This is a genomic window from Streptomyces sp. NRRL S-1022, from assembly GCF_000720135.1.
Lineage (GTDB): Bacteria > Actinomycetota > Actinomycetes > Streptomycetales > Streptomycetaceae > Streptomyces.
This window is the reverse complement of record NZ_JOIU01000011.1, coordinates 264,631-280,630: the sequence shown is the minus strand read 5'-3', so window position 1 is coordinate 280,630 and position 16,000 is coordinate 264,631. Positions and strand designations below refer to the sequence as shown.

The window sequence follows — 16,000 nt, the reverse complement described above, 5'->3', positions numbered from 1 at the left end:
GCCTCGGCGGTCCGCGTCGGGACGGCTGGGCGGAAGCGGGCGCGGGCCCGTACGGCCGGCCGGGCGGGCCTGGGCGAGCCGGCCGGCCGCACGATGACCACCCTGATGCGCCGGTCTCGCGGAACGCGGGACCGGCGGCGGATCAGAACGGTGCGTCACGCCCTTCGGGTTCGAAGGGCAGGGTCCCGATCCTGCGTGAGGTCAGAGGACCACGGGGCCGTTGTCCTGCGGCTGCGCACACGACGACGAGCCCTGGCACGAGCAGGAGCCCCACGAGGCTCCGTTCTCGGGCAGCGCGGCGGTGTCGCGCAGCGACGTCACGGTCAGGTCGGTGAGGTCCAGGTCCGTGTCGAGCGCGAGGTCCTGAAGCTCCAGGGCGTCCTGCTTGTTCTGGCCAAGAGACATGACGAACTCCTTCGAGAGAGAAAGACCGGAACACGCCGCTGGAACGGCGGCGTGACCACGCCGAAGAAGGCATGGGGGAACAGCACCCAGCTGGAGAAAGGCCGAACGATCATTCGCCGTACAGCAGTGAGTTTGGATCTCGGGCGAGGGCAGCATCAAGGCCAATCCAGACATTGGCCCGTTGTGATCGTCCCGGTTCGGTGTGTCCTGGCGTGCCGCGGAGGGGTGCCACGAACGCGGTTGGCCTGGTCCTTGGTAAACGAAGTGTGACGTTCCGTGTCCTTTGTGTGATGGATCTTTCTCAGATGTCCATGGAGTATGCGAGGGCTCCGGCAAACGGATGCCGCACCTCCGTTGATGGGGAGTCGCCCCTTCCGGATATCCCGGAGCGAATCGGACCTGTCCGCGTGGCGTACGTCACGCCCTTGAGGGTGCACTACCGGTCACCGTCGACTCGCCCCGCCGGCCGCCCGCCCGGCCGAAAAAGGTCATCGCTCCGGTGCGGGGCGCGAACTGCCGCTCGGCTCTCGGCGCGGACGGCGACGGTCTCGGCGTACCGGGTCTGCTCCCACGACGGCACCCGGAATGCCGGCCACCGGCCATTTCCCCTTGGAGACCCACGCGGACCAGATGGCCGGGCCAATACGGGACTTCCCGGGCCGGCACCTCGCCTCCGTCTGAGGGGGTTGCCGGCGGCAACCCCCTACTACTCGGGCGACGCCTGTTCGTCCCGGACCGGACTCGGGGTCAGGCGGCAGCCCGGGTCGAGGCGTCGATCGGGGTCCGCGGGTGCCCGACCCGCCGGCGTCGCGACGGCATCCCGGCGGTCGGGTGGGTGACGCCCCAGGCCGCGCCCTTGCAGATCAGTTCCTTGTAAAAGGCGGCCCAACGGCCCGTCAGGGCACGCTCCACCGCCCGGTCGTCGGCGGTCACGAATTGGATCAGGCCGTCCTCGCGGCCGAGGGAGACGCACTGCTGGAAGTAGCGGATGGAGACCCGAGGAGTCTCGACGCCGGCGAGGCGGGCGGCGATGGCGTCGGCGGCTTGCCAGGCCATGGGAACGCCCGAGGCGCAGGACATCCGCAGGGGTTTGCCGCCCGGGCCGATCGCCATGGCCGCGTCGCCCACGGCGTACACGTCCTCGTGGGAGGCCGATCGCATCGTGGCGTCGACCACGATCCGGCCGCGGTCGGTGACCTCCAGCGTGGTGGCCCCGGCGATGGGGTGGACGGCGAAGCCGGTGGTCCAGAGCGTGACCTCGGCAGGGATCGTCCGGCCGTCGGCCGTCGTCACGGCGTCCGCCGTCACACGGGTGACCGCCGTGTGTTCGTGGACCGTGATACCGAGTCGGTCCACCACCTTGCGGAGGTGGGCGCGCCCCTTGTGCGAGAGCCAGTCGCCGAGGGTGCCACGGACCGCCAGGGTGACGCTGAGGTCGGGACGGGCTTCGGCGATTTCGGTCGCGGCCTCCAGGCCGGTCAGGCCGCCGCCGACCACGACCACGGGCCGGCCGGCGCCCAGCGCGGCCAGGCGGTCGCGCAGCCGCAGGGCGCCGGGGCGGCTGGAGACGTCGTGGGCGTGTTCGGCAGCGCCGGGTACGCCACCGTCGTCCCAGCCGCTGCCGAGGGCGTAGACCAAGGTGTCGTAGCCCACCACTTCCCGCTCGGGGCCGTCGGTGGCGGTGATCGCCACCGTCTTGCGCTCCACGTCCACGGCGGTGACCCTCGCGAGCTTCAGCTCCACGCCCGTCCCCGCGAACATCTCGCTGAACGGCCGCGGCCTGAGGTCCTGACCGGTCGCGAGCTGATGCAGCCGGACGCGCTCGACGAAGTCGGGCTCGGGGTTGACGAGGGTGATCGTGACGTCGCCACGGTGCAGCCGCTTGGCGAGGCGGCCGGCGGCGACGGCTCCGGTGTAGCCGGCTCCGAGGACGACGATGCGGTGCTGCATGAGGCTGCTCCTGTCTGCGAAGTTCCGCCGCTTGTCTGTGCGGTTTCGCTTCTTGAACCGGACAGCCCGACGATTCCTGACAGGACCCGCATGTGAAGCACGTCACACCGAATCAGAGAATGTACAACGGGTTCCCGTGGGCTGCGGTGGCCCACCGCTCGCTCGCGCGAACCAGCTTGTCGGGGTTGGCCTGGCTGCGCAGCGCGACGATTCCCTGCTCGGTCACCTCAAGGCAGGTGATCCCGATGACCCGGCCGTCCACGACCGCCACGACGGCGGGCTCACCGTTGGCAGTCGCGGCATAGATCTCCGGCGCGCCGCCGACGTACGCCCGCTTGGCATCGCTGGGCTTGAACAGGCCGCGCAGGAACTTGGCGACCGCAAGCGCGCCCTCGAACGCCTTCGCGCGGGCCGCGACCTTCCCGCCGCCGTCGCCCACCGAGACGGCGTCCTGGGTGAGGAGCCGCACCAGGGGTTCGGTCCGGCCGCTCGTCGCCGCGGCCAGGAACTCCTCGACGATCCTGCGGGCGGCAGCCTCGTCGATCTCGGTGCGCGCCTTGCCGCCGGCGACATGCTTCTTGGCCCGGTGGAAGATCTGCTGGCTGGCGGCCTCGGTGATGTCGAGCATGTCGGCGATCTCGCGGTGCGGGTAGTCGAAGGCTTCCCGCAGCACGTACACCGCCCGTTCGCTGGGGGAGAGGCGCTCCAGTAGGACGAGGACGGCGTACGACACCGACTCGCGCTGCTCGATGGTGTCGGCCGGCCCGAGCATCGGATCCCCCGCCAGCAGCGGCTCGGGGAGCCACCTGCCCACGTACGTCTCACGCCGGGCCCGTGCCGAAGTGAGCTGGTTGAGGCAGAGATTGGTGAGGGCCTTGGTCAGCCAGGCCTCGGGCACCTCGATCCGCTCGACGTCGGCCGCCTGCCAGCGCAGGAACGTCTCCTGCACGGCGTCCTCGGCCTCGCTCGCCGAGCCGAGCAACCGGTAGGCGATGGCCTCCAGCCGGGGCCTGGCGGCCTGGAACCGCTCGACGTCACTGGTGATCAGGGCCATGTGGACGATCCTAGGCCACGGTTGTCCCAGAGGCCGGGGCCGGGCGTCGGCGTGACGGCCGGTGCTGTCGGCACGGCGACCGACTGCCGGCCGCGCCTGGCGTCCACCGATGCGAGCCAGTCCACCACGTCACCCGCGCGGCATCCTGCTCACGACTGAGCGCCCACCGCCAAGGCCGGCGGCATCGCCCACCGGACCGATGTGCGGGTTCCGCCGCCACGGCTGTGCGTCGAGTGGCCTCCACCCGCCGCTCGCCCGTCCCTGATCGCCGCCATCCGGGCATCAGGTCGACGATGTCCCGGAACGCCCCAGGCGCTGTCACCGGCGGTCGATAGCGTGACCGTCGTGATGGTGGGCACCGAAGAAACCCGGTTGATCGTGTTGCGCGGCAACAGCGCTTCAGGGAAGTCGTCCGTCGCGGCCGGCCTCCGCGAGCGGTTCGGCCGCGGCCTGGCCCTGGTCGGCCAGGACAACCTGCGCCGCATCGTGCTCCGCGAGCACGACCGGCCCGGAGCGGCGAACATCGGCCTGATCGACCTTACGGCCCGCTACGCCCTGGATGCCGGCTATCACGTCGTGGTCGAAGGCATCCTCTACGCCGACCGCTACGGCGACATGCTCGGCCGGCTGCGCGCCGATCACCGCGGCCCGACGCACGGCTACTACCTGGACGTGCCGTTCGAGGAGACCCTCGCCCGGCACGCCACCAAGCCGATCGCCGACGACGTCGACGAGACCCAACTGCGCGACTGGTACCGGCCGCGGGATCTGCTGCCCGGCGGCCTGGAGACCGTCGTCGGCGTCGACAGCGCCCTGCACGAGACCATCGACCGCATCATGCTCGACACCGGCCTGGCCCACCTGCCCCCACTGGACTGCTGACCGGGACACCGTTGCGACAGCTGCTGCGCGAAGAGGGCCGGGTCGTCGACCGGCGGCCCAGGGCCATCATCCGACCACCGCGGCGGGCACAGGGGTCTGTAGTCAGTGGTCGTAGGCGGTCACTGAGCGCAGGACCGGCCGTCCGGTGTGGTCGTTGTGCCGGATCGTGGCGGTCAGCGCGAGGATGCGCTGCATGACGCGGGGACGGTCTCGCGGGAGCGCCATCGCGAACGCGACCAGCTCGGCATCGGTGAGGCGTGGAGCGATCCCCACGGGGGGACGCGACAGCGCGAGATCCGGGTGCGTCCTTGAGCGGGTCGTCGCTCTCCACGTGCAGTGCGGTGGCGGGGGAGCTCAAGTCTGGCGTCACAACCGCACTTTGAGCCCCCTCGCCCCATGCGCGCAGCCGTTCCCCTGAAACCGCTCACTCAGGTGGCATGGCGGTTATTGCTCCTCGGTGGAGGGCCGTCGCACCTCGAAGTGGAAGCATCCGTATTCCACTGCTCTGACGTGCACGAGCACCACGTCCGGGTCGTTGAACGCATCGTCGAGGGCTGCATCGAAGCCGGCCGTGGCGTCGGCCGGAATCTCCAGAAGGCGGCCACCTGCGATATGGCCCCGGGCGTCATAGCGGCGCAGATTACGCAGGGCGCCCGGCCGATCGAAGGGATAGTTCTCGCGGGGAGCGAACCCGTCGCAGTCATCGGCGTGGATGAAGACGGGACCCTGTTCGTCGTACGCGCCCGGATCTGTACCCCTCGCGGCGGCCCAGCGACGCAACGGGGCGTACGAAACCAGGGCGATCCGCTCGCCGAGCGTGATGGGGCGCAGGCAGCAGCGCAACGGGGAGTTCATGTCGTCGTGGGTCGCGATGTACGGGGCGCAGGGACGGCCCGCGTCGTCGGCCACCCGCAGTTCCTTGAGGACGGCTGTGTCAATGGGGAGCACGGTGTACCTGGTCATGTGCCCACGCTCGCTCAACGCACGTGTGGTTGCTGGCAGAAAACGGACATCACGTTGGTACGAGCCCATGCAGAAGGCCTTCCGCCGCTGTGCCTGTCTCGTTGCTCCGGCACAGTGCGGCACACCGGCTTCTGGATGGCCAATGTGCCCGTGCCGGGAACAGCCGGTCCGGTCGGCACGGTTGCACCCGCTGAGGGACCGGCGCCGCACCAGGGGCCGGGCCCCAGGACTGCGGTACACCCGCCGCGTACTCATACCAAAACGAACTTCTGCAGGAGGATCGCTTCATGACTGACCGGCCCTTGACGCTCATGGCAGTGCACGCTCACCCCGACGACGAGGCCACCGGAACGGGAGGGGTCCTCGCGCGGTACGCGGCGGAAGGCATCCGCACGGTTCTCGTGACGTGTACCGACGGCGGTTGCGGTGACGGACCGGGAGGTGTCAAGCCGGGCGAGCCCGGGCACGATCCGGCGGCGGTCGCCTTGCTGCGCCGTCAGGAACTCGAAGCAAGCTGCGCCGTCCTGAAGGTCAGCGATCTGGAGACGTTGGACTATGCCGACTCCGGGATGATGGGCTGGCCGAGCAACGACGCCCCCGGGTCCTTCTGGCAGACCCCCGTGCAGGAAGGCGCGGCCCGGCTCGCCGAACTCATGCGGCACTACCGACCTGATGTGGTCGTCACCTACGACGAGAACGGCTTCTACGGTCACCCCGACCACATACAGGCCCACCGCATCACGATGGCGGCGTTGGAGATGACCACCCTGACCCCCAAGGTGTACTGGACCACGATGCCCCGGTCGATGATGCGGCGGTTCGGCGAGGTCATGCGCGAGTTCCAAGGGGACATGCCGGAGCCTGATCCTGCCGAGGCCGCCGCGATGGCCGAGATCGGCCTCCCCGACGATGAGATCACCACGTGGGTGGACACGACCGGGTTCAGCGGCCAGAAGTTCGACGCGTTGGCCGCGCACGCCAGTCAGGGAGAGAACATCTTCTTCCTCAAGATGGGCAAGGAACGGTTCGGCGAGTTGATGGGCATGGAGACCTTCCTCCGTGTCCAGGACAGCACCGGCGCGGCCGTCCCCGAGAGCGATCTCTTCGCCGGACTGCGCTGACCCGCCCGTCCGGCTGGGGAAGCGCATCCACTGCACCACGCGCGATCGAGCGGGACGTGGTGCGGTGTCTGCCTGGCCGGGCGTGGGCACGAGGTCCGGCGGCCGGCAGCGGTTGTGCTGAGGCAGACGAGGTGACTCCTGGTGGTCAACCGCCGCTGGGGCGTCCGGGGGGCATGATTGTCCGGCTCGCCGGCCGGAGCCCCTTTCAGGAGGGCCCCGGCCGGCGCGCTGGTGGGCTCGGACGGTCGTGGAATCGACCGCGACGATCCGGTCCAGGTGCCTGCGGTGCCGGCCTGGGCGAGCAGGGCGGTGAAGACCTGCTCCTGCTCTGCTACCAGGTGCCGCCGGCGGGCCACTCCCGCAGGCGATTGTTGGTGCCTCGGTCAGTCAGCCAACGGTACGCACCATCCCGACGATCAGATGATCCGAGGGAAGCGGCCTGGCTAGCCCAGGTTCTGGGACCAGGCGTCCGCGTCCATGGTCACCACGGCGCAGCCCGGCGTGATGACGTGCACGAAGCGCAGCCGTCGCCGGACGGCGGAGTCCAATGCCTCGATGCGCTCCTGGAACGTGTCGATGATGTCCTCGTCGTTGGCGATCGGCTCGCCGTCCTTGAAGAGGCAGGGGTTGTCGACCGCTTCCAGGACGACGCCCACGGACTTGCCCTGGTACGTCCCGACCTTGTCGGTCACGCCGCTGACCAGCCCGGTGACCAGCTCCGGCGCGGTCTTCCAGCTGCCGACCTTCACCGTGTCGGCGACCACCTGGCAGGCGTCGTAGAAGGTCTGGTCGGTGTGCCCGGCCGGGTCGGGGTGGTGGCCGCTGAGCATGAAGTCGGGCTTCAGGGCCGTGCCGTCGAAGGGCCAGGGCAGGAATTCCGTGTGCCCGGTGCCCCACAGGGCCTTGGCGACGACGAGTTCCAGGACGGTGTTGTAGGTGGCGACGTTCAGGAAGCTCGGCGGCCGGTAGCCCGGGTTCTCCATCAGCTTCTGGACGGTGGCGTTCTGCGCGGCGGGGGTGACCAGCTCCAGGTGCAGCCGGACGAGGATGCCCCGGGCCCTGACGGCCCGGACGTCCGGGTCGAGCAGGCTGGTGACCAGTTCCTTCCCCCGCTTGGTGACGGTCTCCCGCTGCTCGGGCGTCAACTTCTTGATCAGGCTGTTCGCGGGGCCGAGGGCGGCGTTGCCCTGCACGATGCCGGTGATCTCGTCGGTCCAGGGTCCGGGCCAGGCCGGCAGCGCCGTCGCCATGGCTCATCAACTCCATTCACTGTCGATGGGCACACGGAGCTCCCTGGCCAGGGGCCAGCATGCCCGCCGACACCCCCCGGGGATGTCGTGCGATGTGGTGCGGGTCACCGACCGTACGGCACACGTATCGGCCAGGAGGAGACATCCTGCCTGAAATGGCCGAAGGCGGTCCTTTGGCGGGAACCGGCCCGGCGTGCACCGTGCGCCGCGCGCCGGGGAAGAAGAGTCGCGTGCCGGAGACGGGGGCGGGAGTGCCGGAGACGGGGGGGGCGTGCCGGTGCCCGGCGGCGCTGGGAGACCCCGGCGCGTTCGATTACAGCGCTCCGCCTCACGGTTCGCGGTACTGACGGTACGGCTCGCCGGCAAGCAGTCCCTCGCTCCCCTCAGCAGGAACCGGGCGACGGCCGCAACCGGCGGGACGGTGTCCCGCCCGCCCGGACGCTCGTGGTGAAAGGGCGGCTGGCAACGCCACGTCACGAGCGGCGCGCCGAAGGGCTTCCGCGGGCTGATCCGGCAGATGTCGCGTCACAGGAAGTGCCGGATCGGAGTGACGGCGGCTTCCTTGGCGCGCTGGAGTATGGTCCGCCGTCTCCATCGCGTGAGGTCGATGTCGACGCTGCGCCGCAGGTCCGCGTCGTAGTCGCGGTCGAGTTCGGCGGTGAACGTCTCGTCCAGGACGGCGAGCATGACCTCCTCGTCGTGGTCCATGGACCGGCGGTTGAAATTGGTGGAGCCGATCAGGGCGGCGACCGAGTCCACGGTGATGATCTTGGCGTGCATCATGGTCGGCTGGTACTGGCGGACCCGCACGCCTGCTTCCAGTAGACGTGTGTAGTAGTGCTGGCCGGCGAGCTGACAGGCGCGCTGGTCGGTGTGCGGGCCGGGAAGCAAGATCTCCACACGCACCCCTCGGCGGGCGGTCTGGCACAGCAGGTCGATGAAGTAGGTGTCGGGGGCGAAGTAGGCGGTGGCGAGGCGGAAGCGCTCCTCGGCGGAGGTGAGCATGACGCGGATGAGCGTCTGCATGTCCTGCCAGCCGATGCTGGCCGAGCCGCGTACGACCTGAACCACCGACGAACCGGCCTGCGTGTGCTCGATGAAGCGGTCGCGATCGTCGTAGAGCTGGTCGTGGCACTCGGCCCAGTTCTGCGCGAACGCGGCCGCGATGCCGTCCACGGCCGGCCCGCGCACCTGAACGTGGGTGTCGCGCCATTCCCCCGGGTTGCGGGCGTCACCACACCATTCCTCCGCGATGCCGACGCCACCGGTGAAGGCGGTCTGCTCATCGACGACGAGAGCCTTGCGGTGGCAACGGTGGTTCTGCTTGAACGGCGACAGCCAGGCGGGCTTGCGGAACCAGGCCACCTGCACACCGGCCGCGTCCATGAGATCCAGCAGCCCCGGCTCGATCTTCTTGGCGCCGAATCCGTCCAGCAGCAGACGGACGCGCACTCCCGCCCGGGCGCGATCGGCGAGAGCGACGGCGAAGTCCCGGGCGATCTGACCACGCCAGTACACGAACGTCATCATGTCGATCGTGTACTGGGCCGACTGGATCGCCCTGAGCATCGCGGGGAAGATCTCGTCACCGTTACGCAGGGGCAAGAGATCGTTGCCTTCCGTGGCGGCCACACCTATCAGCCGCTCCAGACGGCGGCGCAGCCGTTGCTTGCGTGCCGCCGCGTCGGACGTGGTGACAAACTCCGGGGCTGCCGGTTCACTGCCGAGGATCACGTCGTATCTCCCGTTCGACCATGAGGACGGATCGTTGCGGCCCGCTGGTAGAGCCCGAGAACCCACATGCCCGGCAGGTACTGCCCCATGTCGGCGGCGGCTCGATCCTCTCCGCCCGAGACTTCGGCAAGAGCCGTGACGAGTCCGCCGACCGGTCACCCAGGCCGCCGACCGCCTGGCATTGCAGCACGGCTGACTGCTCTGCGGCCCACGGTCGCAGAGCTGCCGGAGGGCGCAAGGAGACGGGTGAGCTGCTTCGCCCGTCGCCACTCTTCTCAGGCCGTAGAAACGCTGGCGCCGTGTGAAGGTGCGGGCGCGGGGGAGTGGTCGCGATAGCATCGGAGCGCCCCCGCTCTTGTGATCAGGAAGGCATTGCTGCGCGATGGCCGATGACGCTTACCTGCTTCTCCTCCCCGACCGCCATCCGCTGCTGGGGGCGGCGATGGCCGCGGTCGGTCCCCTGGACTGCGCGGAGACTCCGGCCGTTCAGGGCTGGCTCTCCGCCCATGGTGTGCAGGCCTCCTCGGAACAGGTCAGAATCCTGCCGGCCGACGCGGAGGTGCTCATCCCGGAGGACGCGGAGCGGCTGCCCGTACCCCTGAGCGAGGAGGAGGCCGTGCGCGTACAGCAGGAGTGTGCGCCTGCGTCCCTCACCGACATGGAACGGCAGCTCCTGGACTTCCGGGACACGACCCAGGGCTGGGAGGCCCTGGTCCACCGTGCGTTGAAAGCCGGGATCCCTGCACCCCGAATCGTCCAGCTCACCGGGCTGGACCCGCAGGAGATCGGTCGGCTGACCCGGAACTGACGACTGCTTCACGTGCCTTGTCCGGCCACGGAGACCTGGTCATCCCGCACATCCGGGCAAGAGCCGTACCCCGACGGGGCAAGAGGCGATGGTAGGTGAACCCCACCCCGCCTGACACGCCGCCTGCAGCACCACCGCGGCGCACGCGGCACAGCCCCGGGGGGTGCCGACGGGCCAGGCAGGCCCCGGGGTGGCTGGGCAGTCGGCGGCAGGGCACTCGGCGCGCAGGGCATGCCCGCCGTCACGAGATGCGCGTACGGCACATGGTGGTGCGCTCAGGACATCGCAGCCCTCATGGCGGCCCTTCGCTTTCCGGCCCGTGAACCGCCGTCAAACCCAAGCGGGGCGCCGCAAGAAGGGGGTCATGCCCTCGGACGAAAGCCCCTCACATCGCTCAGGTGCCGTGCGATTCTGGACGGCGCAAGCGCGTCTTCCCGTACGGCGGTGTCTGCCACGCTCGGGTGGGCGAGCGCGTGCATCGACTCTGTGAGCGTCCCTGGAAGTGAACTCCAGCAGATCCCCCCACCACCGGAGCTCTCCCCATGACCAAAGCGGCGCTGGGATTCCCCGACGAACCCTCCGGCGAAGAGCCGACCGACTCCTCGGCGGGCGTGCCCGCACACCACCCGGCCGGACCCGGGACACCTGTCGGAAGGCTCCCCGCAAGGGTCACCCGGCGGGGCTTCCTGAGCGCGGCGGCGTTGGGCGGTGTGGGTGCCACGCTCGTTTCGTCCACGGCGGCTCCTGCGGCGGCCGCATCACCCCCCGCCTCTTCGCCGGACAGGTTCGGGGCCAGGGGACCGTACGGCCGGACGCTGACGTTCACTACCGGCACCAATGCCTCCGCGACGGTGTCGCCCGACGGCAACCGGCTCGTCATCGAGGTGCAGGGCGCGCTGTGGGCGTTGCCCAGGAGCGGGGGAGAGGCGACCGCGCTGACCGCTCCCGAGCTGGAACCGACCCGTCCCGCCTGGTCGCCGGACGGCTCGGCGATCGCCTTCTGCTCCTACAAGGGCGGCGGCTTCCACGTGTGGACGATGGGCCCGAACGGTTCGCACCCGCGCCGGCTCACCTCCGGCCCCTGGGACGACCGGAGTGTGTCCTGGTCACCGGACGGCACGCGGATCGCCTTCGCCTCCGAGCGCGGCGGGGACCCGGTGCGGGGCAGTTCGTACGACATCTGGACCGTGGACGTGGCGGCCGGTGAACTGACCCGCCTGACCAGCAGGCCGGACGTCGAGGACTACGACCCCGCCTGGCACCCGGACGGCGACCGGATCCTCTTCGTACGCGCGGACGCCGCCGGAGCCCGGACCATCGCCTCCGTACCGGCCGCGGGCGGCGAGGTCACCACGGTACGCACGGTCGACACCGGCACGCTGATGTGCCCCGCCGTCTCCAGGGACGGCCGCGTGGCCTTCGTGTGGACCGCCGGCGGAACCCGATCCGCCGCCGCGACGTCGGCCCTTGTCGTGGACGGCCGGACGGTCTCGGGCACCGAGGACGTCTCGCCGCTCCCACCCTGCTGGACTCCGGACGGGGGCCTGCTCTACTTCGCCGGCGGTCGGCTCAGGACCCTGAGCCCCTCGCTGGAACCGGCTCGGGACATCCCGTTCACCGCCTCGCTCGACGTCCCCCGGCCCGCGTACCGCCGCAAGACACGCGACTTCGACTCCACCGCCCCGAGGCCGGTGCGCGGCGTCCACCTCCCGGCGCTCTCACCCGACGGCGGATCCGTCGTCTTCGCCGCTCTGAACGCCCTGTGGCTGATGCCCGTCGGCGCGCGGCCCCGCAAGCTGTTCCAGGCCGCCCCCTCCCGGTACGTGCAGATGCCGTCCTGGGCCAGGGACGGCAGGAGCGTCGTCTACTCGTACGACGGGGACGCCGGGGGCGACGGTCTGGCCGCCGTCCACCGGTTCACCCTCGATACCGGTGAGGACACGGTCCTGGCCACCGGCGGCCGTCTCAACCCGGCCCTTGCCCCTGACGGGAACCGGCTGGCCTGTCACGACACCACCGGGAACCTCCTCGTCGTAGACGTCGCATCCCGTGCCGAGACCAAGCTCGCCGTACCCCTCGGCGGCAACGGCCTGCCTGGTCGGCCCAGTTGGTCCCCGGACGGCCGGTACATCGCCCTGTGCGACCGCAACCGGCTGAACCAGCGGTTCCGCGAGGGTTACAACGTGATCCGGGTGATCGACACCCGCGACGGCTCCTCCAGGGCCTTTCTGCCGCTGCCCCACACCTCGGTCTCCGACCGCTGCGACAGCGGACCGGTCTGGTCGCCCGACGGAACGGCGCTGGCGCTGGTCGTGGAGTCCGCGTTGTGGGTCCTGCCCGTCGGCCCGGACGGCACACCCGCCGGCGGACCGCGGCGCATCACCGACGAACCCGCCGACCACCCGTCGTGGTCCGGTGACTCCCGCCGCCTGCTCTACCTGTCCGGCGGCCGGCTGCGGATCGTCGACCGGGACGGCACCGGACGCCGCACCCTCCCGGTCCCCCTGGCGGCCACCCGCCGCCTGCCGCCGCGCACCGACGTGACCCGGGTGCACGCCGGACGCCTGTGGGACGGCACGGGGGACACCGTCCGCGAGGACGTCGACATCGTCATCACCGGCAACCGCATCACCGCCGTCGAACGGCACCGCTCCGGCGCCCCGCGAGCGGGGGAACGGCGGATCGACGCCTCCGGATGCACTGTCGTGCCCGGCCTGTGGGATTCCCACACCCACCCGTACCAGAACATCTACGGCGGCCGTCAGACCAGCCTGATGCTCGCCTACGGCATCACCACCAACGTCTCCCTGGGCGGCTTCGCCTATGAGCAGGCACGCCTGCGCGAAGCCGCCGACAGCGGCGCCCTCGCCGGTCCCCGGCTGCTCACCACCGGCGAACTCATCGACGGCAGCCGGGTCGCGTACAGCATGGGGCGTGCCCACAGCACCTCCGACGGCCTGCGGCGCACCCTCCAACGTGCCCTCGCGCTCGACTACGACTTCGTCAAGACCTACGTCCGTGCCCCCGCCCAGGTCATGGCGGAGGCGGCCCGCATCGCCCACGAGAAGCTCGGCGTCCCCGCTGGAAGCCACCTGCTGACGCCCGGCATCCAGGTCGGCCAGGACCTGACGACGCATCTGACGGCGACCCAGCGCCAGGAGTACGGCCGCTCGGCGTCCGCCACCGGGCACACCTACGAGGACGTCCACCAGATCTACCAAAGTGGCCGCTTCGAGATCATCATCACGCCCTTCAACGCCCTCTGCCTGCTCGGCAACGACCCGGCCCTGGCCGACGACCCCCGGGTGACCGCCCTCATGCCCCCCTGGGACACCGTCGCCGTGAAGGCCCAGGCCAAGGCCCCGCCTACCGAGGAGCAACTGCGCCAACTGCAACAGGAAATGGCCACCTACCGGCGGATCGTCACCGACGGCGGCACGCTCGCCATGGGGACCGACTCCCCTCTCACCCCCATCGGTCTCCAAGTCCACCTCGGCCTGCGCGCCCTCCACCGGTACGCCGGTCTGTCCCCCGCCCAGACCCTGCGGACCGCCACCGTCGTGCCCGCCCGGATGTTCGGCGTCGACGACGACCTGGGCACCGCGGAGCCCGGCAAGCTGGCCGACCTCACGGTGATCGACGGCAACCCCTTCCATGACTTCACCGACCTGACGCGCGTCTCCTGGGTGATGCGTGACGGCATCGTGCACCGGCGGGAGGACCTGGTCGGCCCCCACCGGCTCGCCGCCGGGCGGACGGTGGGCGACAGCGAGCACTGGCACACGGTCGGCCAGATCATCCGCCGCGAAAGCTGCTGCGCGACCTGACCGTCCCGACTCCCTCAGGCTCCTCGTCCCTGCCCTCACTGTGCGGACGGCGGCCGGGGTGTGTCCTGGACCGGCCCTCAGCCGTGCCGCCCGACGCGGGCCGGCTCGTGCTGCTGCTCTCAGCGGGGACAGACACGGGGCTGGGCGCTGCCGGAAAGTCGTGGCCGGGGCCGTACCCTGCCGATACGGCAAGGTACGGCGAGCCAGTCGTGGGGGACGGCATGCCGCAGGAAGGCCCTGAGCGGCATCCTGCCGGGCATCGTCTACCGTCTGCTGCCGGTCTGACGGCCCGGCCTCACCTCAGGTGCCGGCCGAAGAACCGGGTCCCGTCGTCCACCTCGAACCACGGGGTGCCGGCGTGTCCGCCCGTATTGGCGTGCAGCGTCTTCTCCTTGCTGCCGAAGGCGTCGAACAGGTCCAGGGCCCGTTGCCGGGGGTTCCCCTCGTCGTCCCACTGCAGCAGGAACAGCAGCGGGACGGCGACCTGCCGGGCCTCCTCGCGCTGGGCGCGGGGCACGTAACCCCCGGCGAAGAAGCAGGCGGCCGCGATGCGCGGCTCGGCCACCGCCAGCCGGATACCGATGGCGGCCATCCCCGAGTATCCGACCGGTCCGCCGATCTCGGGCAGCGAAAGGAGGGCGTCCAGGGTGGTTCGCCATTCCGGGACCGCCTTCTCGACCAGCGGGCCGACGAAGGACTCGAAGATCTCGTCGGCCGGCTCGCCGGCCGCCTTCGCCCGGCGGAGTTCGGCGCGGGCCCGCTCGTCGACGGAGGAACGGGTCCGGTCACCGTGCCCGGGGTGGTCGATTGCGGCGACCGCGTAGCCGTGCGCCGCGGATTGCCGGGCCCGGGCCACCAGGCGGGGTTCCCGCCTGTGCAGACCGCCGTTGTGGCCGATCAGGAGCAGCGGGGCCGGTGCGGTGGAATCAGGCGTCCACAGCGTGCCGGGGACCTCGCCGAGGGTGAATTCGCGTTCCAGGACGCTGTCGTCGAGGCGCTGTTCAGCAGTGAACCGCATGGTCGTGCCTTTCGGGAGTGCTCTCGGACGGCGCTCCCGGACGACCTATCGCCCGACCGTGACCCCGGAGGGGAGCACCCATGTCGATACGTTCACGGGTACCACCTCCTCGTTCTTCGGCCCGGCCTTCCGGAAAGCTAGCAGTGGACACCACGTCCACCAAGCGGTTTTCCCCGGGGTTCGGGCGGCGTGCCGCCTCTGCGGACTCCGCTGGTGGAACGGCCGGCAGCGGCCGACGAGCTGACCGGCCCGGTCTGACCCGCCACCAGGTCTTGGACGTCATCCAAGGCCGATCACACGACGAGTACCGTCGGCCGCCCCTCAGGAGGTTCGTAACCACACGGGCTCAGTGACCTCGTGCCGGCGTCCTCCCCATTCGGTGCAGCAGTCGCATTTGTGGGGAGGAGTTGTTGGCGAGCACGCCGTCGGGAGCGGCAAAGAACCGGTGAGTTGTCTCTACAGCGGTGGGCGTTTCCGGCAACCCAGCGTAGATCTCGTCAAGATGTTCTTCGATCCACGCCACGAGGCTGCCGTCGAGGGTGTCGTCCAGGTTGACAGCCCGTGCGAGATCCCAGGTGTGGACAGCGCTATCCGTGACTCTCAGGGCAAGTGCCTGCTGGCCGGACACCGGGCCCAAGGGATAGTCGAGAACCCGCTGAAGAGCACCGGTCTCCCTGAACGCTTGGGCACACTCTCGTACGGACAGGGCGTACGCGCCGACCGGATCCGTGCCCAGCGCGTCGGCGTCCCGCAGCCGCAGGAAATCGGCGGCGCTGCCGCCATGCAGCAGACTCACGTAGTTGAGGTTTCCGCGAGTCATGTGGTTGACCAACTGCCGCACGTTCCACTCCGTGCAGGGAGTTGGCCAGGACCACTGCTCGGATCTCACTGCTCGCAGCTTCTGTTCGAACTCGGCGCTGGACCCGAGGAACCGATCGATGAGCCCCTCAAACGCGTTGACCATGTGACCCAGCATGCCCGCCGCGGG

12 protein-coding genes and 1 pseudogene are annotated in these 16,000 nt (G+C 70.2%); 4 read left to right on the top strand and 9 right to left on the bottom strand.

Going from position 1 to position 16,000, the window contains the following annotated elements:
• Window positions 1-201: 201 nt before the first annotated feature.
• From IG05_RS0117215 to IG05_RS0117200, 3 genes are all read right to left on the bottom strand, one after another.
• Window positions 202-405 carry a thiazolylpeptide-type bacteriocin gene (locus tag IG05_RS0117215; protein ID WP_030343471.1) on the bottom strand — a complete coding sequence of 68 codons (204 nt, stop codon included), beginning with the start codon at window positions 403-405 and terminating at the stop codon, window positions 202-204.
• A 747-nt stretch (window positions 406-1,152) separates the two neighbouring features.
• On the bottom strand, window positions 1,153-2,355 hold the full coding sequence (locus tag IG05_RS0117205; RefSeq protein WP_037813932.1) for an NAD(P)/FAD-dependent oxidoreductase: 1,203 nt from the start codon (window positions 2,353-2,355) through the stop codon (window positions 1,153-1,155).
• Window positions 2,356-2,467: 112 nt separating this feature from the next.
• Window positions 2,468-3,409 carry an RNA polymerase sigma-70 factor gene (locus IG05_RS0117200; RefSeq protein WP_030343468.1) on the bottom strand — a complete coding sequence of 314 codons (942 nt, stop codon included), beginning with the start codon at window positions 3,407-3,409 and terminating at the stop codon, window positions 2,468-2,470.
• Window positions 3,410-3,757: 348 nt separating this feature from the next.
• Here IG05_RS0117200 and IG05_RS0117195 point away from each other — a divergent pair, with 348 nt between their 5' ends.
• On the top strand, window positions 3,758-4,291 hold the full coding sequence (locus tag IG05_RS0117195) for an AAA family ATPase (RefSeq protein WP_030343466.1): 534 nt from the start codon (window positions 3,758-3,760) through the stop codon (window positions 4,289-4,291).
• 102 nt (window positions 4,292-4,393) lie between these two features.
• On the opposite strand, the pseudogene IG05_RS46960 reads toward IG05_RS0117195, so the two are convergent.
• Window positions 4,394-4,492, bottom strand: a pseudogene (locus IG05_RS46960) (IS982 family transposase); the annotation flags it as partial.
• Window positions 4,493-4,735: 243 nt separating this feature from the next.
• The gene (locus IG05_RS0117185; protein ID WP_030343465.1) at window positions 4,736-5,254 is read right to left on the bottom strand and encodes a DUF1203 domain-containing protein; all 519 of its coding nucleotides are present in this window, start codon (window positions 5,252-5,254) and stop codon (window positions 4,736-4,738) included.
• Between the two features lie 287 nt (window positions 5,255-5,541).
• On the opposite strand from IG05_RS0117185, the gene IG05_RS0117180 reads away from it, so the two are divergent.
• Window positions 5,542-6,375 carry a PIG-L family deacetylase gene (locus IG05_RS0117180; protein ID WP_030343464.1) on the top strand — a complete coding sequence of 278 codons (834 nt, stop codon included), beginning with the start codon at window positions 5,542-5,544 and terminating at the stop codon, window positions 6,373-6,375.
• 443 nt (window positions 6,376-6,818) lie between these two features.
• On the opposite strand, the gene IG05_RS0117175 is transcribed toward IG05_RS0117180, so the two are convergent.
• Window positions 6,819-7,625 (bottom strand): hypothetical protein, encoded by an 807-nt coding sequence (locus IG05_RS0117175; protein WP_030343463.1) that lies wholly within the window; start codon window positions 7,623-7,625, stop codon window positions 6,819-6,821.
• Window positions 7,626-8,150: 525 nt separating this feature from the next.
• A complete protein-coding gene (locus IG05_RS0117170) occupies window positions 8,151-9,359 on the bottom strand; it encodes a phospholipase D-like domain-containing protein (protein ID WP_030343462.1) in 1,209 nt (402 codons plus the stop codon).
• A gap of 382 nt (window positions 9,360-9,741) precedes the next feature.
• Between IG05_RS0117170 and IG05_RS0117165 the strand changes: the two genes are divergently transcribed.
• Together IG05_RS0117165 and IG05_RS0117160 are read left to right on the top strand one after the other, a co-directional pair.
• On the top strand, window positions 9,742-10,167 hold the full coding sequence (locus tag IG05_RS0117165) for a DUF6003 family protein (RefSeq protein WP_030343461.1): 426 nt from the start codon (window positions 9,742-9,744) through the stop codon (window positions 10,165-10,167).
• Between the two features lie 542 nt (window positions 10,168-10,709).
• Window positions 10,710-13,994 carry an amidohydrolase family protein gene (locus tag IG05_RS0117160; RefSeq protein WP_078894271.1) on the top strand — a complete coding sequence of 1,095 codons (3,285 nt, stop codon included), beginning with the start codon at window positions 10,710-10,712 and terminating at the stop codon, window positions 13,992-13,994.
• Window positions 13,995-14,289: 295 nt separating this feature from the next.
• On the opposite strand, the gene IG05_RS0117155 is transcribed toward IG05_RS0117160, so the two are convergent.
• Window positions 14,290-15,012 (bottom strand): dienelactone hydrolase family protein, encoded by a 723-nt coding sequence (locus IG05_RS0117155; protein WP_030343457.1) that lies wholly within the window; start codon window positions 15,010-15,012, stop codon window positions 14,290-14,292.
• Between the two features lie 346 nt (window positions 15,013-15,358).
• Window positions 15,359-15,976: a TIGR03086 family metal-binding protein gene (locus IG05_RS0117150; RefSeq protein ID WP_030343455.1), complete on the bottom strand. Its 618-nt coding sequence runs from the start codon at window positions 15,974-15,976 to the stop codon at window positions 15,359-15,361.
• Window positions 15,977-16,000 lie beyond the last annotated feature (24 nt).